The 24,719-nt window shown below is 33.5% G+C and carries 14 protein-coding genes; 5 read left to right on the plus strand and 9 right to left on the minus strand.

The window, feature by feature from the left end:
- Positions 1 to 213 precede the first annotated feature (213 nt).
- The 5 genes from Q0921_RS17580 to Q0921_RS17600 all read right to left on the minus strand — a co-directional run bounded on the left by Q0921_RS17580 (position 214) and on the right by Q0921_RS17600 (position 7,876).
- Positions 214 to 2,064, minus strand: coding sequence for a M1 family metallopeptidase (locus Q0921_RS17580; RefSeq protein ID WP_299259198.1), 1,851 nt, complete (start codon positions 2,062 to 2,064; stop codon positions 214 to 216).
- Positions 2,065 to 2,079: 15 nt separating this feature from the next.
- Positions 2,080 to 3,783, minus strand: coding sequence for a S8 family serine peptidase (locus Q0921_RS17585; protein WP_299259199.1), 1,704 nt, complete (start codon positions 3,781 to 3,783; stop codon positions 2,080 to 2,082).
- Complete coding sequence (locus tag Q0921_RS17590) at positions 3,767 to 4,627, minus strand: MBL fold metallo-hydrolase (RefSeq protein WP_299259200.1); 861 nt, start codon at positions 4,625 to 4,627, stop codon at positions 3,767 to 3,769. The genes Q0921_RS17585 and Q0921_RS17590 overlap by 17 nt, the downstream gene beginning before the upstream one ends.
- Positions 4,628 to 4,759: 132 nt before the next feature.
- On the minus strand, positions 4,760 to 7,018 hold the full coding sequence (locus Q0921_RS17595; RefSeq protein ID WP_299259201.1) for a SulP family inorganic anion transporter: 2,259 nt from the start codon (positions 7,016 to 7,018) through the stop codon (positions 4,760 to 4,762).
- A complete protein-coding gene (locus Q0921_RS17600; RefSeq protein ID WP_366520029.1) occupies positions 7,019 to 7,876 on the minus strand; it encodes a universal stress protein in 858 nt (285 codons plus the stop codon). It abuts the gene before it with no gap.
- 130 nt (positions 7,877 to 8,006) lie between these two features.
- Between Q0921_RS17600 and Q0921_RS17605 the strand changes: the two genes are divergently transcribed.
- Both Q0921_RS17605 and Q0921_RS17610 read left to right on the plus strand, forming a co-directional pair.
- Positions 8,007 to 9,860: a sodium:proton antiporter gene (locus tag Q0921_RS17605; protein WP_299259203.1), complete on the plus strand. Its 1,854-nt coding sequence runs from the start codon at positions 8,007 to 8,009 to the stop codon at positions 9,858 to 9,860.
- A gap of 100 nt (positions 9,861 to 9,960) precedes the next feature.
- A complete protein-coding gene (locus Q0921_RS17610) occupies positions 9,961 to 10,248 on the plus strand; it encodes a hypothetical protein (protein WP_299259205.1) in 288 nt (95 codons plus the stop codon).
- A 49-nt stretch (positions 10,249 to 10,297) separates the two neighbouring features.
- Here the strand turns inward: Q0921_RS17610 and Q0921_RS17615 are convergent, their stop codons facing one another.
- A complete protein-coding gene (locus tag Q0921_RS17615; RefSeq protein WP_299259207.1) occupies positions 10,298 to 11,350 on the minus strand; it encodes an endonuclease/exonuclease/phosphatase family protein in 1,053 nt (350 codons plus the stop codon).
- A 281-nt stretch (positions 11,351 to 11,631) separates the two neighbouring features.
- Here Q0921_RS17615 and Q0921_RS17620 point away from each other — a divergent pair, with 281 nt between their 5' ends.
- Together Q0921_RS17620 and Q0921_RS17625 are read left to right on the plus strand one after the other, a co-directional pair.
- Positions 11,632 to 14,631 carry a TonB-dependent receptor gene (locus Q0921_RS17620; RefSeq protein ID WP_299259209.1) on the plus strand — a complete coding sequence of 1,000 codons (3,000 nt, stop codon included), beginning with the start codon at positions 11,632 to 11,634 and terminating at the stop codon, positions 14,629 to 14,631.
- A gap of 29 nt (positions 14,632 to 14,660) precedes the next feature.
- Positions 14,661 to 16,070, plus strand: coding sequence for a DUF5689 domain-containing protein (locus Q0921_RS17625; RefSeq protein WP_299259211.1), 1,410 nt, complete (start codon positions 14,661 to 14,663; stop codon positions 16,068 to 16,070).
- A gap of 64 nt (positions 16,071 to 16,134) precedes the next feature.
- On the opposite strand, the gene Q0921_RS17630 is transcribed toward Q0921_RS17625, so the two are convergent.
- From Q0921_RS17630 to Q0921_RS17640, 3 genes are all read right to left on the minus strand, one after another.
- Complete coding sequence (locus Q0921_RS17630) at positions 16,135 to 20,751, minus strand: DUF5689 domain-containing protein (protein ID WP_299259213.1); 4,617 nt, start codon at positions 20,749 to 20,751, stop codon at positions 16,135 to 16,137.
- A 320-nt stretch (positions 20,752 to 21,071) separates the two neighbouring features.
- Positions 21,072 to 21,791, minus strand: coding sequence for a hypothetical protein (locus Q0921_RS17635; RefSeq protein ID WP_299259215.1), 720 nt, complete (start codon positions 21,789 to 21,791; stop codon positions 21,072 to 21,074).
- Between the two features lie 440 nt (positions 21,792 to 22,231).
- Positions 22,232 to 23,203 (minus strand): endonuclease, encoded by a 972-nt coding sequence (locus Q0921_RS17640; protein ID WP_299259217.1) that lies wholly within the window; start codon positions 23,201 to 23,203, stop codon positions 22,232 to 22,234.
- Between the two features lie 300 nt (positions 23,204 to 23,503).
- On the opposite strand from Q0921_RS17640, the gene hflX reads away from it, so the two are divergent.
- On the plus strand, positions 23,504 to 24,715 hold the full coding sequence (gene hflX / locus Q0921_RS17645) for a GTPase HflX (RefSeq protein ID WP_299259219.1): 1,212 nt from the start codon (positions 23,504 to 23,506) through the stop codon (positions 24,713 to 24,715).
- Positions 24,716 to 24,719: the final 4 nt, after the last annotated feature.

The raw sequence follows: 24,719 nt of genomic DNA on the forward strand, positions 1-24,719 counted from the left end.
TAATTATATTTACAATTTAGTCTTCTAAAATAATAAATAGTTACAATTTTTTTTAGTTAATAAGAAACATTTTATACTACTTAGATAGAACAATTTACTTGCCTAAAACCCTAAAAAAACTATGTTAATATTTTATAAGACATAAAACTCAGAATTGATAGGTTTCAATTCTGAGTTTTTAAACTGTTATATTACTAATAAAAAGAATACTTTTTAATTCTGAGTACCATCGTTTAGTAAGGGATAATTATTATTATCAGATTCAATATCTGCCATCTGCTTGGTAATATCAATAGAAATTGATTTTATAGTAGATTTTGGCTTAGAAATATCTAGTGAATAGGTTGGGTTGGTCCACGTCCAATCAGATAAAAGCGTACGTTTCATCTTCGGAAATGGATTATCTTTTTCTTTTCTCATCATTCTTAAAGGAATGTAAAAAGATTCTTTAGTTCCATCTATATATTCTACATATACATCTATAGGCATTGGCATGAGTCCGATACGCTCTAATGTGATGGAAGTTATATTTTCTTTTTCTAAAACGTCTTTAATCCCATAATCAACGGTATTTGTAGTTTGAGTCCAGTCTGTTAGATACCAGTCTAATTGCATGCCAGAAACTTTTTCCGCTATACGTTTAAAATCATTAGGTGTAGGGTGTTTAAATTTCCATTCATCATAGTATCGTTTGATTGTTTCCGATAGATTTTCTTGTCCAATAACATACCCAAGTTGTGCCATAAAAACAGCTCCTTTTGCATATGCAGAAGCTCCATAAGCTCCATTTCTTGTGTAACGGTCCGCATGTGTAGATTGTGGCTGTTCTATTCCAGAAGTAGCTAGTTGAAAATATCCTTGATACATTCCTGAGATAGGATTGGTTTTGTTTTGTTGCATTACTTCGTTCATTGCTAATGTCGAAATATAACTAGTGAAACCTTCATCCATCCATTCATGTTTAGCTTCATTAGTTGCTAAAATATGCTGAAACCAGGCATGTGCCATTTCGTGAGCAGTTACCCCAACTAAACTTCCTAGATTTCTTCCTCCAGTAATTAAAGTACACATAGCATATTCCATTCCCCCATCTCCTCCTTGGATAATAGAATATTGGTCATATGGATATTTTCCGATTTTGGAACTGAAATATTTCATTAATTCTACAGATTTAGGCTGTAGTTTTTTCCAGTTTTCTAGATATTCTTTTTTGTTTTTATATAAAAAATGGAGCACTGGACCATCAGGAACCTGAACGACATCGTGTATATATTCTGGATCTGCGGCCCAAGTAAAATCGTGAACATTTGGTGCTATAAAATGCCAAGACAGCTTGTTTCCTTTTCGTTTTACTTTTGTTCCTGGTTTTTCATACCCATACCCTATTTCTTGTGGATTTTGTAAATAACCCGATCCACCTATAATATAATTTTTGTCAATATTTATAGTTACATCAAAATTCCCCCAAACACCGTGAAATTCTCGAGCTATATATGGATCCGCGTGCCAACCTTCGAAGTCATATTCAGCCATTTTAGGATACCATTGCGTCATCGACAAGGCAATGTTTTCTTCACTATTACGACCAGAACGGCGTATTTGGTTAGGAACCTGTCCATCAAAACCCATAGAAAAAGTTACTTTTTCTCCTGGTGCAATAGGCTTATTTAATTGCACTTCTAACACCGTACCGGCGACCTCATACTTTACTTTTGTTCCATTTTGTTTTAAGCTAGAAACTTTTAAGTATCCTATTTCTTCAGGAGTAAGTTTACTGATTTTATCCATTACTCTTGGATCGGGATCTGCGATGTTTCTAGAACGCACATCCATTTCGCTTCCTGGTTGAAATGCATTAAAATATAAGTGATAAAAAACTTGATACAAGGAATCAGGAGAATTATTTGTGTATACTAATTCTTGTTTTCCGGTGTACTGAAAATTTCCCACATTCATATCCACGTTCATTGTGTAATCAACGTGTTGCTGCCAGTAGTCTGTATTGTTCTGTGCCGAAACACTTAAAACAGATAGTAAAAATCCAATTGAGATTATTTTAAACATAACTTGTTTCGTTTTTTATTTAGATATTTTCTCGGCTAAAATAAGAGCGTTATATAGGTTTACCATCTTACCAGATTTAGATAATTCTGTAAATTTATTAGAATTGGTAGCATCTCCACCAATGACTACAGTAGCAGTAGTGCTTAAACCACTATTCATTAATACTTGTTTTACCTGAGATGCTTTTAATTTTGGATAATAGGATCGAATAATTGCAGCAACACCCGAAACTGCAGGAGCAGCCATAGAAGTCCCTTGAAGGTATTCATATGTATTAGACGGGGTAGTAGCCCATATTTTTACACCAGGAGCAAAAACATCTACATTACTTTTTCCATAATTAGAAAAGTCAGCCACAAGGTTGGAGCCATATTCATAATTTAATGCTCCTATGGTAATAAAATTATCCGAAATCTCAGAAGAGTTATCTGTTTGATCATTTGGATAAACAGGTTTTTGATCTAAGTTTATTCCTTCATTTCCGGCTGCATTAACAATCAAGACGTCTTTTTCTGCAGCATATTTTATAGCTTCTCTTACCCATTCAGGATGAGTTGAGTAGTATTTTCCAAAACTGGTGTTAATAACTTTAGCGCCATTATCAGTAGCATATCTAATAGCTAATGCAATATCTTTATCATATTCATCGCCGTTAGGAACAGCTCTGATTGCCATTATTTTTACATTTTTTGCAATTCCGTTAACGCCTTTTCCATTATTTCGTTCAGCTGCGATAATTCCTGCAACGTGAGTTCCATGCTTTATACCTTCTTTTTCAGGATTAGGGCCCATTACGTTATTGTTTCCGTAATCAGTATTGTTCAAATCATCTACATTGTCTCCTACTTTTGTTCTTCCATCAAAGTCAAGATTAAGATTATAATTTAGTTGATCTGTAAAATGTTCAATACCTTCCTTTAAATTATTTACTAAATCTGGAATCGTTTCACCTTCTTCTAAAAACCCAAACATTTGAGATAGTATTGCAACATATTGCTGCATTTCAGGGGTTTCAGCTTTTGCAGAAAGCAATTCTTGTTGAGAATAGTTTTCTTTTCCTAATACTTCAGTAAGCTTTTGGTGTGATATTTTAACTTGCTGCAGTATTTGTTCGTATCGATTTTTATTACCAAGAGCTTCTTGATATTCCTTTTCATATTCTGCTTTAGCCTCAATATAAGTTTGGTACTCATCTTTATCCGAGGGATCGATTGAAGCTAAATTTTTCCCATCAAATTTTGGTTTAAGTTTTTTTACGATTCTTGTGTATTCTAGATTTTCATTTTCAGAGTCTCCGAGAAAATTCCATCCATGGACATCATCAATGTATCCATTTTTATCGTCATCTTTTCCGTTATTTTTGATTTCTTTAGTATTGGTCCAAATAACCTCGTCAAGGTCTTCGTGTTCTATATCAACACCGCTATCAATGACAGCAACAATAACAGTCTGTCCTGTTTTGTTTTTGATTAACTCCGTATATGCTCGATTAACACTCATTCCGGGAATAGTATCAATAGTTAAATCAGCAGAGTTCCAATTTTTTAGCTGAGCTTCGTTTAATACAACGTTTTTTAAAGGAATTGTGTCAATATTCTCTATCGGTGTAGAAATTATCGAAGGTGTTCCACAACTACTCAATAACATTGCTGAGGCTACAGAAGCTATTATTATTTTATTAGACTTTGGAATCATAGCATTATTAATTAAATATTTCATTACAAGTAAAAGTTTCTTTGTATCGTACACCTTTTTCGGTTTGCTGTACAGTTATAATTTCATTATGTGCATCGTGCTCCATAAACAGATACCAATTATTTGTGGCCGCATTTTCCAAAAATAATTTTTTTTCAGGTAATGTTAGTAATGGTCTGGTATCATAACCCATAACATATGGTAATGGGATGTGACCAGCTGTGGGCAAAAGGTCTGCCATAAACACAATTGTTTTTTCTTTATATTTTATATGAGGGATCATTTGTTTTTCTGTATGACCATCTACAAATAGCACGCCAAATCCCAATTCAGTATTTTTCTGGAATGTTTCTTCTGTTCTGGAAATGAAGTTAAGATGTCCACTTTCGTGAATAGGAAGAATATTTTCTTTTAAGAAAGATGCTTTTTCTCTAGCATTTGGTTCTGTGGCCCATTTCCAATGATTTTTGTTACTCCAGATTTTAGCATTTTTAAACGCAAGCTCATATCCTGTTTTGTTGTTATTCCATTGTACAACACCTCCACAATGATCAAAATGCAAATGGGTAATAAAAACATCTGTAACATCATCCCTATGAAATCCTTTCTCTTTTAGAGATCTATCTAAATTATCATCACCCCAAAGAGAATAATAACCAAAAAATTTGTCTGATTGTTTATTTCCCATTCCTGTGTCAATCAAAATCAAACGATCTCCATCTTCTATTAATAGACATCTGGCGGCAATATCGATCAGGTTATTGGCATCGGATGGATTTGTTTTATTCCATAAAACTTTAGGAACTACACCAAACATGGCACCCCCATCAAGTTTGAAGTTTCCTGCCTTTACTGCATGTAATTTCATGTGTTAATAATATTGTTTTAGATGTCACCTGAAACTCTTCAATTAATTATTTTCGATGTAAATCGAAAATTTTCTATTGGTTCGTTTCGAAATTGTTTAAAAATCTTTGCAAAATAGAAAAAATGTGAAGGATCAGGATTTAATTTGTAGACTTTTTAACAATATTTCATCAAAATCTATTTGTGATATAACTTTCTCTAATCGAATTCCATAATCTAATAGGGCTTTAATCTCTTTAACACTAGCAACACGTTCTTTTCGCATTAGTAAAAGCGTATTACCATTAGATTCGATATGATAGTAGGGATTGCTTTCAAAAAAAAGTACTAATTCGTTAGTAAAGAACAGTTTAATTTTTTCGGTATGCTCTCCTAAAAGAAAAAAGCGTTTGGAAAAATCTGGGTGATCTTCTATTGAGATATCCTTAAATCCAGCAATTTTATACACAAATTCTATAAAACCTTCTCGATCCAAAGTAAATATCGGAATTTCTTTTTTGAGATGAATGGTCAAAATAGTTGTTCTACTATTTTTTCTGGCGATAAATTCACCTTCTGAAAATTCAACATCCGAAATTTCTACTGAAGAATCATTATTAAATATGTTGTTGTAAATGTATTTTACTTTTTTGATTTTGAAAAACAGAAAATTATTTAGAGCGGTAGTGTCTTCTTGTTTTTTTGGACTGTAATTCCAGGAGAAATCATTGGCAACTTTTTGTAAGTCTTCTTGTCTTTTGGTAAGATTTGTACCAATTTTAAACTTTCTGGAAATAGATACTAAACTCCTTACTGCAAGTGGGTGCTCTGAAGCAGTACCATGTTTATCAAGACCAGTAACTTCAAAAGAACCTCCTTTTCTCTGAAAGGTTTCTTGATAACCAAAAAGACTTTCCTGTACGGTATAATCTACAAAATCACAATATGAAAAATCTACCACAACATCACTATCTTCTGGAATTGAATCTAAGTTTCTTTTTAATCTATAATAATTAAGAAAACTTGAAAAGTTCTTTACACCTACAAAATAAGTTCCATTAACCTCTTCTTTAAACATAAGAACGTTAGGTTTAAATAGATTTCTAGCAAAAAGCATAATGCTTTTATTGAGGATAAAATGGATTAGTAAAGTAGTAAAAATTCCAATAAAAATACCACTGATTAAGTTGGTAGTAATTGTACCAATGATGGTAGCAGAAAAAATAACAAATTGTTCTTTACCAATTTTTGCTGCATCTTTTAGGTTTCTTGGTGCGGCTAGTTTATATCCAGTATAGACTAAAATTGCGGCTAATGCAGTAAGTGGAATTCTACTTAATTGATCTTGAAACAATACGACAAATAATATTAAGAATACTGAGTGGAAAAAATTAGCAGATCGATTACTACCTCCATTATTTACATTTACAGAACTCCTAGCAATAACGGTTACTACATTTAACCCCCCAATAAAACCACTGACAATAGAGGCTATTCCTAATGCTGTAAGGTCTTTATTCGCATTGGATCTTCTTTTATCTGGGTCGAGCTTGTCAACAGCCTTAATGCTTAGTAAAGATTCTATACTAGAAATTAATGTAATTGCAACTACAACTCCAATAAATTTAAGTTGAAATATGGATGAAAAATCTGGAGAAGGAAAACTGGAAAACACCTTATTAGGAATTTGTACAAGAAGTGAATCGTCTATAGGATAGGTTTCAGACGAAAAAAACTCGTAGTAATAACTTAAACCAATTACCAATAAAACTATCCACATAGGTGCTGGAACCAACTGAAAGTATTTATTTCGAATTTTCCCATAAAAAACCATAATCAATAAACTAATAATTCCAACAGCCGCAGCAACTATAAGAGGATAAAATTCTGGAGAAAATAATGAGACAATACTATTTGGAATATCTATAAGAAGAGAAATAGTATCCCCCTTTGCCCCAGTATTGGCCAACATTACATGAAATTGTTTTGCGAAAATACTTATACCTATAGCTGCTAACATACCCTGAATAGCTGAAGAAGGAAAGAAATCACCTAATATTCCTAATCGTAATAATCCGATAAGAATCATTAAAACACCTGAACATATAATTGCGGCAAGTGTAAAAAGATATCCTTGGTATAAATCTCCATTGGCCAAAGTAGTTATTGCACCTAATAGAACAACTACCAATCCATTTCCCGGACCGGCTATTGTTACATTAGAACCACCAAAAACTGATACTATAACTCCTCCAACAATAGCGGCAATTATTCCTGATATTGGAGGCGCTTCTGATGCTAAAGCCAACCCCAGTCCAAGAGGCAGGGCAATCAAAGAAACCACAAAACCTGAAAAAATATTTTTTGGCAGGCTGGATAAAAACCCAGATGTATTGGTTTTAATGCTTTTCATTTATCTAATAATTAACACATCAGTTGGTAATTCGGTTAAAATATGCTCAAGGTCATGAGGAAAAATACGATCCCAGAATGTTGTTTTTCCTGGAGCATTCATTATCAGTAAATCTGCACCTTTAACACGAGCATAGTGACCTATAGAATATCCTCTTTTTCCAAATATAGGTTGAGTTTTGATGTGTATACCCGACTTAAATTCTTCAGGAACTTCATTCAGAATATCCTGAACTCTAAGATGCTCTTTTTTTGTTATTTGCTCTTTTCTTTTTATAGATTTTAATAGTGACTTATCGTCTTCAACCACTACTTGTACTTCTTGCTGAGATATTTCTTCTACAACGGTTATTTGTTGTGCTCCAAGGTTCTGGGAAACCTCAAAAGCAGCAAGAATTGTTTGCTTCGTTTTATCATCCTTTAATCCATTAACAACTACATGATGACAAGGTCTAAGATCCTCAGAGGGTTTTATAAGTAATAACACGGAACAATTTGCATTTCTGGTTATTTTTCTGGCAATAGATCCAATATAGAATTTTAGAAAATCTTCTCTTGGTGTTGCTCCAAGCATTATGAGATCTGCTTTGTTCTCATTAGCAGTTTTTATAATGACATCTACAGGATCTCCTTCACGCCAAATGATTTTTACTTTTTCTGTATCATCAGAAAAACCTGAAGTTAACTCTTTAATAGCAATCTCTTTTTCCTTTGTCTTTGAACCTACATGGACAAGTATTAGTTTAGAATCGAAAAAATCTACCATTCTCATAGCTTCATATACATTGTTCTTAAGGTTTGGAGAGAATGCCAATCCTATAAGTATAGTTTTAAATTTGTGATCTGATAATCCGCTCAAAATTGTATGATCTAAAAACATTAAGGTCAGAATATAGTGTTATTTTTTGGAAGTATAAAATCAATAAAGAGATACGTATTTCTAAAAAAATTCCGATATTTTGCTGCTCTTAGACAATTAAGCAAAGAATATGGTAGAATTAGCAGGTATTATAATTTTAGGAATTTTGGCCCAATGGGTCGCCTGGAAGTTTAAGATTCCAGCAATTTTACCTCTTATATTGATCGGACTCTTGGTAGGACCGATAGCAACATTATATACAGGGGATGGAACCAAATTAATACAACCTATTTATAACGGAAAAGAAGGTCTGTTTCCTGGTGAGAGTTTATTCTATTTTGTTTCCTTAGCGATTGGTATTATTCTGTTTGAAGGAGGATTAACACTAAGAAGGAACGAGATTCTTAATGTTGGACCAGTAATTCTTAAGCTAATTACGGTTGCTGTTTTGGTAACATTTTTTGGAGCTGGATTCGCTGCACATTTTATTTTCGAGCTTAGCTGGCCAATTTCATTTTTATTTTCCTCGCTTATTATTGTAACGGGCCCTACAGTGATTACGCCTATTTTGAGAAACATACCTTTAAAAAAGGACATTTCTGCAGTATTAAAATGGGAAGGAATTCTTATAGATCCAATAGGTGCTTTGGTTGCTGTTTTAGTTTTTGAGTTTATAAGTGTTGGAGAAGAACAGGCTTTTACTAAAACAGCGCTTATTGAATTCGGAAAAATAGTTTTATTTGGTTTTACATTTGGTTTCGCTTTTGCCCATGCGTTAGCGTTAGGAATTAAGAAACAAGTAATACCACATTATTTACTCAATGTTTTCACCTTAGCTACTGTTCTGGGTGTTTTCGTTTTGTCGGATGTTTTTGCCCATGAATCTGGTTTACTTTCTGTAGTCGTAATGGGTATGGTATTAGGTAATATTAAGTTACCAAATATTGAAGAGCTATTGTATTTTAAAGAATCTTTGAGCGTTTTATTAATTTCTATTTTATTCATTCTTTTAGCGGCAAACATCAATATTGAAGATTTAAAATTAATTTATAATTGGAATGCTCTTTTACTTTTTGCATCTGTTGTTTTCTTTATTAGACCTTTAGGTGTTTTTCTAAGTTCTATTAATTCAGGACTTAAATTATCAGAAAAACTTTTTATAAGCTGGGTTGGTCCTAGAGGTATTGTAGCAGCAGGTATTGCTTCTTTATTCGGATTAAAACTTGCCAAGAATGGAGAACCTGGAGCAGAATATATTACTCCATTAGTTTTTATGATAGTTTTAGGTACGGTACTACTAAATGCGACAACCGCAAGAATGTTCGCTAAAATAGTAGGAGTATTCCTAACAAAATCTGAAGGAATTCTTATAATTGGAGCCTCAAAGGTTTCTAGATTAATAGCTTCATATTTAAAAAGCAATCAGCGGCATGTAGTATTGGTTGATAGTAATCGTGATAATATTAAGAAAGCAAAAGCCTTAGGTTTAGAAGCTTTTGAAGGAAGTATATATAGTGATCAACTAACAAACAACATAGAATTAAACGATATTGGTTTTTTAATGGCATTGACTGGTAATACCGATATAAATAAGTTTTCAATTAATAAATTTAAAAATCAGTTTGGAGAGAATGGCTCTTTTAGGTTGGTGAGTTCCGAAGAGATGAATGATCCCGATAATAATCCAAATGAGGGGTTGTTTTCTCATACGGATGATTATAGTAATTTAATGAATTTGGCGGAAAAATATCCAGGCATACAGGAGATTAAAATTAAAGATGCAAATCACTATAACTCTTTAATTAAGATTACAAAACAAGATAAAGATATTATTCCTTTATTTATTAAAGATCCAGATAGAAATATTAGAATCATTTCTGCGTATAGCGAAAAAATGAAACAAATTAATAAGGATAGTTTTTTAGTATATATTGGTAAGCCAATAGATGTTGAAGAGGTAGACAAGACAAACGATAAAAAGTAAGATTTTTTCGATGAAAAACACAAAATTAACAAAATTTTTTGTTAATTGTAAATAATCTTATATATTCGCTTCTTTAAAATTAAATTTTAAAACCCAAATTATGAAAAAACTTATGTTTGTTGCTGTTTTCGGAATGGCTTTAGGATTAACTTCTTGTGGTGAGGATGATGTGGTAGATTTTGTATGTGATGCTGTAGTAGAAGAGCTTAGAGGAGATGTGGATGCTGCCTTTGCTGATTGGCAAGCTGAAGAAAACCCTGATACTTGTGCAGAATTAAGAGGTGCAATTGATGCTTTTAGAGCAAGTGACTGTGGATCAGCGGATGCGTATGCAGCACAAAGAGATGCTTTACCAGAAGATTGTTCAACTGCAGGGCAAGGAAACTAAAAAAAGGTATTGAAATAAATTAAAAAAGGTGATCAAAACGATCACCTTTTTAATTTGCTTCTTTAATAAGATAAATGTAGACTGGGAAATGATCACTGTACCCTCCAGTATAGGCGCCGTTAGCAAAGCTTCTATAAGGATATCCCTTGTATCTTCCGCGTGGATTAGCGAGGTAATTTTTATTATAAACCCCAGCTTTATAATATTTATATGTGCTATAATCTTTATCAAGTAAACCTTTAGAAACAATAATCTGATCAAAAAGGTTCCAGCTATCTCTCCAGGCAAGAGAACCGATTCCTTTTTTAGACATATTATACATTGGATTGTATAATCCTTTTAATGTTACATCTTCCTTTTCTGATTTTGCTGCAAGTACTTTTTTCACACTATCATTATCAGGATCATCATTTAGGTCTCCCATTGTAATTACTTTTGCATAAGGATCTATATCAAAAAGGGAATCAATAATTTTTTTATTCAAAGCTGCCGCCTTTTCTCTCTTATAACGACTACGAGCTTCACCACCACTTCTTGATGGCCAATGATTTACAATTACATGTATTAAATCTCCATCAAGATATCCACTGATTAATAATTGATCTCTGGTATAGACACGTTTTTTTTCATCACCGTTGTTATAAATTAATAGCTCATGAACACTAGTGTTTACAGGTCTAAACAAGGATTTTTGATATAATAGTGCCACATCAATACCTCTTCTGTCAGGAGAATCGAATTGCACAATCCCATAATCTTTTGGTAAAAGGACAGGTTCATTAGCTAGGTCTTCTAATACTTTTCTGTTTTCTATTTCTGCAACTCCAATAAGTGCCGGGGTGTTTTTTGTTACGTCAGAGCCGATTTCAGAAATAACCTTAGCCATGTTTTTAAGTTTGTCTTTGTATATCTCTTCTGTCCAGTGATCCTTGCCGTTTGGTGTTCGATCGTCATCATAAGTAATAGGGTCATCTTCAGTATCAAAAAGGTTCTCAACATTATAAAAAGCAATGGTATTGATTTTATAAGTTTTCTTTTCTTGTGAGAAAATAATAGCTACAGGAAAACTGATCAAAACGAATAATACGGATTTATATCTCATCATTAAGGTGTTCATAAACTTCGAGCAAATTACACTTTTAAGAGATAAGCGATTTAAAAAATTCAAAAAAAAGCTAATATGGAGGTAACATTTCTCTAATTCACAACACTTCTTAATATACTTAAATTTAAAACTAAACATTTCGAACTATAGATGCAAAGTATACTAAGCTTCTTAAAAATGTAAAAAATTAGTTATAAAAAGCTGTACAGGTATGTCAATTCAGATTTTTCAGCAATTAGAAATATAGGAGTATAAAAAACTAACTAAAATAGCAATTAATGAAAGTGTCACAACTCAAAAAGAGTCTATTATTTTTAATGATCTTTTTTAGTTCTGTTGCTGTTTCTTACGCTCAGCAAACAGGATTAAAGGGTAAAATTGTTGATGCATCTACAAATGAAAATCTTCCACAAGTATTAATTATTATAGAAGGAACCCTGGTTTCTGAGACGACAAATGTTAAGGGAGAATTTGATTTTACAGGCGTACAATTACCTTTAGGAGAACAAATAGCGTTAATGTCCAAAGAAGGGTATATCACGAAACGTTTTCCAATCATTATTAATGAAGGAAGTGTTTTAGATCTAAAAACGATAGATCTGAACTATGATGTAAATCAAGAACAAATTCAGATAGGCACGATAAGCCTTACGGATAATGAATTAGATGATGATAACGATAACACTTCTTCTAATGTATCGGGGTTATTGCAAGCATCCAGAGATGTATTTCTTAGTGCAGCTGCTTTTGATTTTAGTACTACATTTTTTCGTCCAAGAGGTCTTGGTAATGAAAATGCAAAAGTATTGATCAATGGTATCGAAATGAACAAGCTCAATGATGGAAGACCTCAATGGAGTAATTGGGGAGGATTAAACGATGTGCAGCGTAATCAGGAGTTTTCCATGGGAATTTCTGCAAGTGATTACACGTTTGGAGACTTATCAGGAGCTACTAACATCATTATGAGAGCTTCTCAATTTCGTCAAGGAGGTAGAGTATCCTATGCTGCGTCTAACAGAAGCTATAAGGGTAGAGTGATGGCTAGTTATAGTTCTGGTTTGATGAGGAGTGGTTGGGCGTATACCATCTCATTAGCACGTAGATTTGGAGAAGAAGGTTATATCGATGGTACGTTATACGATGCTAATTCCGTTTTTATAGCGTTGGAAAAAAAGATCAATGATAAGCACAGTCTAAATCTTACTAGTTTTTATACACCAAATAGAAGAGGAAGGTCTACTGCAATAACTGAAGAAGCTTTTAACTTAAAGGGAAGACAATATAATCCAAATTGGGGTTATTTTGACGGAGAAAAGAAAAACTCTAGAGTCCGTGAGGTTGAAGAACCTGTTTTTATGTTAAACCATTATTGGAATATTACTGATAATACTACTTTAAATACAAATGTAGGGTATCAAACAGGTAAAATAGGAAATAGCCGTATAGATAATGGTGGAACTGAGTTGGTAAATTTTAACGGTCAGGAATCGTATCAAGGTGGTGGAGCTAGTAGAGACACTAATCCAATTCACCAAAGTTACTTACCAAGCTCATTTTTAAATGAATCTAACCCTACACCTCTTGATTTTCAGAATGCTTTTTTAGCGCAACAAGAGTTTATAAGAGACGGACAATTAAACTGGAATCAATTAATACAAACGAATCAATTAAATGCTCAAAATAGTATTAATTCTACCTATATTTTATATGAGGATAGAATTGATGATACACAATTGACTTTTAACTCAATCTTAAACAGTCAAGTGTCTGATAATATTATAGTAAATGGGGCAATAAACTACAGAGCTTTAAAAAGCGAAAACTTTGCGGAAGTTACCGATTTATTAGGAGGAACAGGATTTTTAGATGTAGATCTATTTGGATCACAACAGGATAATGATGTAGAAGTAGCGGATAGATTGACTGCAGAAGAGCTGGCGGATAGAGCACAAAGTGATTTGAGAAACCGTAACAGAGTTGTAGCAGTTGGTGATCGTTATGATTATAATTACGAGATTGATGCGGATGTAGTAAGCGGATTTGCTCAAGCTCAGTTTAAATACAATAGAGTAGATTTCTTTATAGGAGTCAATGTTTCTCAAACTGCGTATCAAAGAACAGGTGTATTCGAAAATGGATATTTTCCTGGAGAAGGAAATTTAGGATCATTTGGTAAAAGCGATAAATTAGAATTTACTAATTATGGTGGTAAAGTAGGGTTTACGTATAAAATTAATGGGCGTAACTTAATAGATGTTCACGGAACCTATTTTACGAAAGCTCCTATCATTCGTAACTCTTTTGCGAATGCAAGACAAAACAACAGAACAATTGATCAATTAATTCAAGCAGAAAGAGCTTTTGAAGAAGCCGAAGTACTAGCCGGTAGATTAGATAATATTAATATAGGCTCTTCAGAACAAGAAAGTGAAAAAGTTCAGTCTGTTGATGCGAGTTATATTTTAAGAACTCCAAAAATAAAAGCCAGATTAACTGGGTATTATACAAAAATAGAAGACGCTACAGAATTATCTTTCTTCTTTACACAGGCAATTTCAGGATCTGATGTTGGATTTGTTCAGGAAATTCTTACCGGAGTTGATAAACAACATATCGGAGCAGAACTAGGGATTGAATATCAAATTACTCCTACTATAAAACTAAAAGGCGCAGCGGCTATCGGACAATTTACATACGCTAATAATCCGGATTTATTTTTAGCCAGTACGAGTAGTGACTTTTTGGGTCAGTCTGCCGGAGATTTAGATCGTGTTTCTTATTTAGGAAAGTCAGCATTAAAAGAGTATCGCATTGCTGGAGGACCACAAAACGCAGCGCAATTCGGGTTTGAGTATCGTGATCCTAATTTCTGGTGGTTTGGCACTACTGCTAATTATTTTTCTAACGCATATATAGACGTCAGTCCTTTTGCCAGAACATCAAACTTTAATCAGGATGTTGATGGTTTACCATTTAATGATTATGATGACAATATTGCTAGGGGGTTATTAAGACAAGAACAATTTGATGATTATATACTAGTCAATGCAGTAGGAGGTAAGTCCTGGAGAATAAAAGGTTATTACTTAGGATTCTTTGCTACAATCAATAACATTTTTGACAAACAATATAGAACGGGAGGTTTTGAACAAGCCAGAAATGCCAACTATAGACTAGCTTTAGAAGAGTCGCAGCGGGAGACTCCTGTTTTTGGTCCTAGATATTTTTACGGATTTGGTACTTCGTACTACCTTAATATATATGTAAGATTTTAGAGATGAACACAACAAAAAAATATTATAAAATGAATTTAAATATTATAAAAAAGATAATAAGCGTTTTAGTTTTGGTAGTAATGTTTACTGCCTGTGTACAAGATGACAATTTTCAAACTCCAGTGCTAGAAATAAGAGAACCAAATATTGCGAGTGAACGTATACTAGGAGTAGATGCTGTTGTAGAAGCAATAGCACAAGCTGGTGATGATCCGATTAATTATGAAGATTCTGATAAGTTTATGTCTGGATATGTAGTCTCTAGTGATAGAGCAGGTAATTTTTTTGAAGAATTGGTGATACAGGATAAAGCAGAAAACCCTACTGCTGGAATTAGAATTTTAATAGATGTAAACCCATTATTTACATCATATGAATTTGGAAGAAGGGTATTTATAAAACTTGAAGGATTATCTGGAGGAATTGAAAATGGAGTCGCTAGTCTGGGCATACTATCTGGGAATGAAGTAGGTCAAATACCTTCTTTTTCGCAAGAAGAGATCATTATAAGATCTGCTGAGGTAGCTACAATTACTCCTCTAGAAATCGCAATTGCTGATTTTTCTGATGTACTAATAAACCTATATGTTAGGATTAACAATGTGCAATTTAATAGAACCGAGGTATTAGGCGAAGATGGACCACTTACTTTTGCAGGAGAACGAGGTGATAGTTTTGATGGAGAAAGAATACTAGAAAGTTGTGATGATGGGGCTATTGCTATTCTAAGTACAAGTACATTTTCGGATTTTAAATCCCTATCATTACCAATTCAGCAAGGAAGTTTTGAAGGAATTTTGACTAAAAACTTTTTTGGAGATACATTTAATTTGGTATTAAATAATTCTACTGGTTTAGTATTTGATAATGAAATTCGCTGTGATCCTACTATATTATCTTGTGAGAATACATCTATAAGTGGTGAAACAATTGTGTATGAAGAAAATTTTGATTTGATTTCAAATACTAATGATTTAGAGGAAGCAGGTTATACAACGGTTAATATTTCTGGAGGGAATACAACGTTTGGAAGCTCTAGTTTTGGAAATAATAGTAGAGGAGTAAGTATTTCTGCTTTTAGAACAAGAGAAAACCCATTGATTGCCTGGTTGATTACACCAGAAATCAACTTAAATAATTCTACCGACGAAACGTTAACTTTTGAGATTGCTGCAGGATTTGATCGTGGATTGATTTTAGAAGTTTTCATCACAGAAAACTATACAGATGACCCAATCACAACATCGTGGTTTTTACTCGAAAATGCTAATATCCCTATAGGTCCGACAAATGGGTTTGGTAATTTTGAGTCGGCAGGATCTTTAGATATTTCATGCCTTAGTGATACCGTACGAATTGGTTTTAAATACTCAGGCGGGGATAGTTCCGGAAGAACGACTAGTTATAATATTGATAACATAAAAGTTTTAGGAAATTAAAAGAGGCTTCATACTATAATGAAGCCTCTTTTGAAGAATTACTTATATCGTGTAAACATTAAATTCAATTTTTGATGATTTTTTGAGTTGTCGAAAATTCAGAATAAAGACCTTCAGCCTTGATCATATAAAACCCTTTAGGATATTTTTGTAGATCTATTTGCATTGCAGGTGTTTCTGGACTTACAATCTTTGTTTGTTTGTATATTATTTTTCCGGTAATATCTGTAACTGAAATGGTAATCTCATCCGTTTCAAACAAATCAAAATTAATTGATAACAGATTAATTACTGGATTAGGACTGATAGCCATTGATACATCTTCTAACTCACTAACTTCATTAAATAATTCACTTTCATATCCCGTTGGATTTTCTAGTGTAGAAGCAGTTTTTTGATAAACGGATGTATTTTTAGAATCAGAACCTAAACATACAATAGCATCTAGATCATATCCATCGGCAAAAAACCAGTAAAAGTCATTTTTATCACTTATATCAACCACCCGAATATGGGTAGCAGATGATAATTCTCCATCGGCTAAGTCAAACTCTCCATCTTGACAAGTAGTTCCTAGAGAAATAAAATTAACACCATCTGCTGATGCGAATACCTCTGCGGTTTCTGGATAATATTGACAAGGGATATTATCTCTGAATCCAGTTGACTCAAAAACTGCGAATTCATTGGCATTAGGGTTATCGAAAATTTCATTGTTTAATTCAATCGTAATAGAACCACCAAAACCTAAACTCACAAAATTAAGGTATCTGCGTTCTTTAGGATTTCCTAATGCTCTTTTAGGATTGCTTCTAAAACGTGAAACTCTTCTACCATCTCTTCTTTTTCCTTGTTGGAATGAAATAACATTAGCTCCCGTACACTCATTATCTATAATTTCAGGTTCTAATAAGAATCTGGCAGAAACGGGTAAGTGATCAGAAGTATTAAAAACGTAATCAGTATCATACACGTCGTAATGAACCGTTACAGAAGGTTCTATATAAGCTTCATTAAGTTCATTAGAGATTAATATATGATCAATCATGTTTTCTCTAGAAATAAAAGATCGCAAACCGGCTTCACTTAGAGAAGAGGAAAGGATATTGTAGTTTGTAGTATCTGTTACATACGCTTGGAAACTAGAAACTGTAGATGTGATATCAGCGACAGTCTCATCTACGTCATCATTATAATCTCCTAATAAAATAACTTTATTCGTTGCAAAATTAGCATCCAGAGAATCTTTTAACACCTCTACATCGTATCTCCTCATATCATATCGATTTTGAGCATCTGTACCTCTATTAGCTCTTGCATGTAAAGCGATCATATCGATTCGCTCTGTTGCTCCATTGATGGTTACATCTGCGGTCATTAAAAAAGGAAGTCGCCCACTAGCATAAAAACGATCTGTAGTGCTCGGATAATCTGTTATAGCAGAATCATCACCTCCATTATATAATGGATGAATGGATTGTAACATAGGTCTTGTATTCACAACAGAAACGGTTTCTGTATTGTAGATAAACCCTACTTTTTGTCTAGAACTTGTGGATGAAGGATTAGAGAATGCATCAGATAATATATAATCGTATCCAGGTAATTGACTTACTAATTCACCAAATAATGCATCGTCTGCAATTTCTTGTACAGCATAAACATCTGCATTTAGTTTTTGTAAAACAACAGCTGTACTGTCTCTCTGTATCTGATCTGATAAAGGGTTGTTCCCAACAGGAGAATTGTTTTCATCTCCAAACCACTCAATATTCCAGGTTACTACATCAAAGGTGTCTTCTCTAGGAATACCTATAGTATCACCGGGAGCGATAAATTCTGTAGCGCAAGGGATATCGGCATCTTCTCTAGGAAGTAATTGGAAAAAATCTCTAAAACGACCTACAACTCCAGTTATTTCTGGGCACGTAGCGGGTTGTACTTTACCAGCAACAGTATCTACGTCATTATCAATGCGTAATTCGCCGCTTCCACTACTATCTATCAAGGTATAATTCGCATTTCCGAATAATAGATCTCCAGGATTGGGAAATGTAACATCGGTAATACGAACCAATTCTCCGGGATGACTAGATAATTCTGACAAGGAAACCTCTAAAGGTGTAATAGGAAATTGAGCAGGTCCATTATCTATTACTTCTACTACAGAATCAATCTGAACTTGGTCATTAAATTGAACTCTTACTCCTGTTAACGTGATTGAATCTCCTATTTTTAGGTTTTCACCAGATTGTAATACTGGATCAAAAACAGCAATACCACCTGTCGAATCCTGAATAAAAGCAGGCCCATTAAAACTATCTGTAACTGTTAGCACTCCAGTGATGGTTACAGGAGTTCCTTCTGTAGTAGCTCTTGCCTCTACAATGGGTATAATTTCTCCTGGAGTTATGATGATTCCTTCATTAGACATTCCTGGAGTAGGTGCTTGCGCAATATAAGTACTAGTGTTTCGAGCACCCCCTTGCCCATTAGGGCTTCGTTGTAGTGACTCACCATCTTTATTACCATTCGCATCTTCATTTACCTGTGGTTCGCCAATATTTAATAATGTTAGTAGCTCAATATCATCATCATCGTTCGTATCATATACAATAGCGTCGATAAGATTTTCTGTGGTTAGAGTACTACCATTTGGAAAATTAGTAGCGTCTCCAAAATAGAGTGCTACGGCATCTGCCCCGTTCTGAAAAGTGTTATTAGAAACGACCAAATCGACATTAGTAACACCTGCATTTCCTACTACAAAATATCCTTCGGCATTTGTTATAAAACCATTAAGATCAATAACATTATAACTCGTATCATTATTTCCATTATAATTTACCAATACAAATCCGTTAAGAGCCGTATTTCCAACACCTCCATCATATAACTCTACAAACTCTAAGGTGTCAGACCCTTGTGTATCAGCATCTAATTCATTGATGATGAGTTCAATAATTTCAGTAGCATTTGTATTCGCTCTTCCAGGTGTAGGAACCGCTTGCGTATAGGTAGTTGTATTTTGAAGACCTCCTGTCCCGTTAGGAAAACGTTGTAAAGAATGCTGATCTTTGTTTCCTTTTTCATCTTCATTAACCTGCGGTTCATTTGTATTTAGTAGCACCAATAATTCTGCATCATCTGCATCATTTGTGTCATATACAATCGCATCAATACTATTTTCTGTGGTAACGGTAGTTCCATTAGGAAAGATAGATGCTTCTGCTTTATAAAGTGCCACAGCATCAGCTCCATTTTGTAATCCATTTCCCGAGAATATAATACTAGCATTTGGTACATCTTCATTCCCTAAAACGAAATAACCATTGGCATTTGTAGTAAAACCATTTAGGTCATAGGTAGCATAACTTTGATTATTAGAACCATTATAAAAAACGAGAACATATCCATCTAGTCCAGTGTTTCCAGCACCTCCATCATATAATTCTACAAATTCTAGAGTATCAGCTCCTTCTGTATCAGCGTCAATCTCATTAATCAACACAACAACTTCTGATACAGTATCCACAATACTATTTTCTGACCCAGGTGTATTGATTGCTTCTCCAGGTTCTGCAACTGCTGCGGGAAAATTAGGCAAGCCTTGTCCATCAAAATCATTTCTAACCCAATCCATACTAGTATCGGTATCAACTCCATTAGGAAAACGAGAAGCCCCTCCTACGGTAAACGTACTTCCATCAAAAGAAGACAGTAAGGTAACTTGTGCATAATCTTTATCATTATTATCTCCATCATTTACTCCAATACTGTCTGTAATATCATCCCATGGTGAAATATCCAAAACACCATCATCATCCGTATCTAGGTCATCTCCTAAGGCTCCAGTAAAGTTTTTCACTAATAAAATAGCAATAGAACCATTTTCGAATGTATTACTGCCGAAAGGAGTTGTAAAATATCCATTACTGTCTGTTGTTCCCAATGAGATTATTTCATCAATAACTCCAGAAGCGTTTTCGTCTCCTTCAATTTCTAATAATGTATACTGACTCAGATCTGTGTCTGGAGTTCCAAATATCTCTACAAATTCATCTGTGTCAGATCCGGTATGATTTGATACAAACTCATTTATAACTGGATCTAAGAGTATTGTGCCAAAAATCTGATTTGTATTTACAGCCGCATAGGTACTAGTGGCTGTAGTTGCCCAGCTAAAGTCAGCAAATGTTGTTCCTGTTCCTGATAATTGTAGAGAGGTTCCTATGGGAGTTGTATTAGACTCTGATACTCCAATATCTAAGCTAGTCAATCCGGACGCAGGACCATCAATAGCGGTCAAAGTCCCTTCATAGCTTAAAAATTGTACTACCATATTACTGCTATCTACCAAAGCAATACCATCTGAACCACCATTTTGTAACCCATTAGAAGGAAGTATTTCTACAATAGTACCAAAACCATTTTGTTGGTCAGGAATAGTACCAGAAACTGAGATGGTATTATAAACGCTTCCGTTGGAGCCATTGTATACAACGATACTCCAACCGGAAAGATCCGTACCCGAAGGTCCTGCAATTTCTATGGCTTCATCTATATCAGTGCTTTCATTGTCATAATGTATTTCATTTATAAATACAGATTGAGCTTCTCCATCTTTGACACACAGTAAAAATGCGATAATAAATGAAGGAATAAGTAATTTGAGATTCATGTGTAATTATTTTTATTAAAATTTTTAAGTGGAGTAAGATATATTTTTAATAAAAACGGAACAAATTTTGTTTATTATTAAAAAATTAAATTATAAAATTTCTATATCGCTGAAATTAAGGAAAATAGAACAAGTTTTATTTTATTATTTGAAGTAAAAGTTAATTGTAGTTGTAGTGATAATGAAGTTGAATTATGAAATCTATTAATTGAATAAAATTAGTATTTATGCGAATTAAATCTTAATTATTGTAAATAATATTAATACCAAACTCCCGGAAGAAGATTCTTCCGGGAGTTTTTTACAAGTAATTCTGAGTACTAGTTACTAAAGTTCACTGTATAAGCAGAACTTCTTTTTGATTTTACTCTAAAACGGAATTGGTAGTTCGTATTTGCTGTAAGAGAATAACTATTACCATTTCCTAGAAACCTCCATTCAGACACATGAATTGACCATCCACTTGTACTGTATGCTTTGCGCTTTAATCCAAAATAAACTCTTCTTAAAGCAGAATGTCTATCTATAGTAGCGATGGTTTGTCCAATTCCACTGTAATGTGTCCAAAACGACCAGCTTTTTGCAATATTTTCTGGGTGATAAAAACTTACACTATAGTTTACATTGGGATCAGTATTAGTTACTGATACCATTTTAAAAGCGATACCTGTTCCAGCATTCTCTTTGGTATCAAAGTCAGTCATTTCTTTTTCTTCTTCTAAAGAAACATCATTACCATCTTTGATATTTTGACGAATTAAGCCTTCACTTAAGGATTCATTTTTTAAAGTTTCCACTAGTTTAAAGTGCTCACTAGTATAGCTGTTGACGGCAGTTTCAGAGTTCGAATAAACACGCATAATGGCTTGACTTCCTCCATCCGAGGTGATCATAACGTCCTTATGAAAATCATATAAATCTTTTTCTAAATCTATTGATTCTACAACAGCTTCTTCTGCTATCTCATTAGATTCATCCTTGTCACAGGAAGCGAAAAATAATAAGCCGATAATTGGTAATACATAAAATGACTTTTTCATTTGTTTGGTTTTTAAGAATAATTAAATTGATATGTTTAGTTTTCGGACACTAATGTATCCTGTTTTCACGGTGTAGTATAGTTAGATTATACATGAAGAAACTACTTTTGGCGCCAATTTTGTTTCTAATCCAATAGATGGTTGATCTTTATAATCAATCTTATCTTACGAGTGAAATTAGAATTATAAGAGTGTTCTTATAAATCCTGAATCAAAAGTAGGATAGGTCTTATAATGCGCAAAAGAGGAAATTTTTTTTGCGGAAATTTCCGCAAAATAAAATATTGATAAACAGAGTGTTAACGTTTTTTTAAGGGTTTATAATGAAAGTAAAAAGGGTTATAAAACCCTTGTTTCTATAGTGAAACCCCTTTATAAGAAAAAGGTATTTGTGGGGACTTTTCTATGGTAAGTACGTATTTGTTTAAAAAGAGAAGGGGCTAATTATGTTTTAGATGAACATATACAGGAAAGTGGTCGCTATATCCTCCTTTATATTTTCTTCCTGCGTAGGTTCTAAAAGGATTTCCTTTGTATCTACCCTTGTAGATTTTCAAAAAACTATCATCAAAAATATTAGCCTCAGAAAAACTATGAGAACCTTTTTGATATTTATGAAAGTTATTGCTAAAAATAATCTGATCAAATAAGTTCCATTGACTTTTATAGTTAAGTGTTCCTCGATAGCGTGTATGTAATCTTTCCATAGGATTATAAAAATCGTCTGATACCAAATGTTTTCTTACACTTTCGTTATTAGGATCATCATTAAAATCACCCATTACAATGATTTTTGCTTCGGGATCTTTTTCCATAATCTGGTCAATGACTTCTCGGTTTTTATCAGCTGCAGCAATACGTTTATACGAAGTTGACTCTGCTCCGTCTCTACGAGAAGGCCAATGATTGACTAAAATGTGAATCTCTTCGTTATGTAATTTTCCAGTTACCCACAAAATGTCACGAGTAAAATCTCTTTCTCCATATTCATTATTAACCAAGACCTGAACACTCTCTGAATTTGTAACAGTGAAATTTTCTTTTTGATATAAAAACCCGACATCGATCCCTCGTTCATCTGGAGACTCATGGTGGACGACTCCGTAGTTTTTATTAATAAGGTGTTTGGTTTTTACTAAATCCTCTAAAACGGCTTTATTTTCCACCTCAGCAACACCTATAATAATTGGAGCTTTACCAGTTTTAGCAAATCCAATATTAGAAATTACAGTTCCAAGTTTAAATATTTTCTTTTCATACCTTTTTTTGTTCCATTGTTTTTCTGAATCAGGTAAAAAATCATTATCCAAGGTGTTGGGGTCATCTTTGGTATCAAAAAGGTTTTCTAAGTTGTAAAAAGCAACTGTATGTAGATTTGTATGTTTCTTTTTAAAATAAAGCTTTGAAGACATTCAATAAAAATTTGTTGTAAACGTCTAATGTACAAATTCAAATGCATACAATATTGTACCTTTGTGGATTAATTAAGTATATGATTTGGTTTTGAAAATTTTAAAACCAAACTTTAGGCCGTCAAAAAATTATTGATACCTATCAAACTGAGCCTGTCGAAGTTTTTTAAAAGATAGTTTCAATTTGTCTTCGACAGGCTCAGACTAACAAATTACTATTACTTATTTTATAAATAGCTTCATTGTAATATATAAATGAGGTATTTTAATTATTTTGAAACCAAAGAAGTAGCACAATAGATGATAGAAAAGGAAGAAACAATATACGAAAAAGCAGTTTTAATAGGGATTATTACCAAAAATCAGGATCAAGATAAATTAACTGAATTTTTGGACGAATTGGAATTCCTTACATATACAGCTGGTGGAGAAGTGGTAAAACGATTTACCCAAAAAATGGATGTACCTAATCCTAAAACCTTTATCGGATCTGGTAAGATGGAGGAAGTCCTGGCGTATGTAGAGCAACACGATATTGGAACGGTGGTTTTTGATGATGAATTAACACCTGGACAGCAGCGTAATATTGAACGTATCCTAAAAGCTAAGATCATTGATAGAACCAATCTGATTTTAGATATTTTTGCACAGCGGGCTCAGACAAGTTATGCCAGAACTCAGGTTGAGTTGGCGCAATGTCAATATTATTTACCAAGACTAACCGGGCTATGGACTCACTTAGAGCGTCAACGAGGAGGTATTGGTATGCGTGGTCCTGGAGAAACAGAGATCGAAACTGACCGTCGTATTGTAAGAGATCGTATTTCTTTATTAAAGAAAAAACTGTTAACGATCGATAAGCAGATGGCGACCCAACGAGGTAATCGAGGAAAACTGGTTAGAGTGGCGCTGGTAGGGTATACTAATGTTGGTAAGTCTACTTTAATGAATGTAATTGCAAAAAGTGATGTTTTTGCGGAGAATAAACTTTTTGCGACACTAGATACTACGGTAAGAAAGGTGGTCATTGGTAACCTTCCCTTTTTACTAAGTGATACGGTAGGATTTATAAGAAAGTTGCCTACACAATTAGTAGAAAGTTTTAAAAGTACTCTTGATGAGGTAAGAGAAGCAGATTTATTGCTACACGTAGTAGATATATCGCATCCCCAGTTTGAAGATCATATTGATTCTGTAAGTAAGATTTTGGAAGAAATTGATAGTCTCGATAAACCAGTGATTATGGTTTTTAATAAAATCGATGCATATGAACACGAAACCATTGATGAAGATGATCTTACAACAGAAAGATCAAAGGTACATTACACACTTGAAGAATGGAAACAAACTTGGATGAGTAAGATAGGAGATAATGCCTTGTTTATATCTGCAATAAATAAAGAAAATATAGATACGTTCAGAAAAAGAGTATATCAAGAAGTAAGAGATATACACGTTACACGTTTTCCTTATAATAATTTTTTATATCCCGAGTTTGTAGAGGAGGAGTAGAGGT

The organism is uncultured Aquimarina sp., from assembly GCF_947496855.1.
Classification (GTDB): Bacteria; Bacteroidota; Bacteroidia; order Flavobacteriales; family Flavobacteriaceae; genus Aquimarina.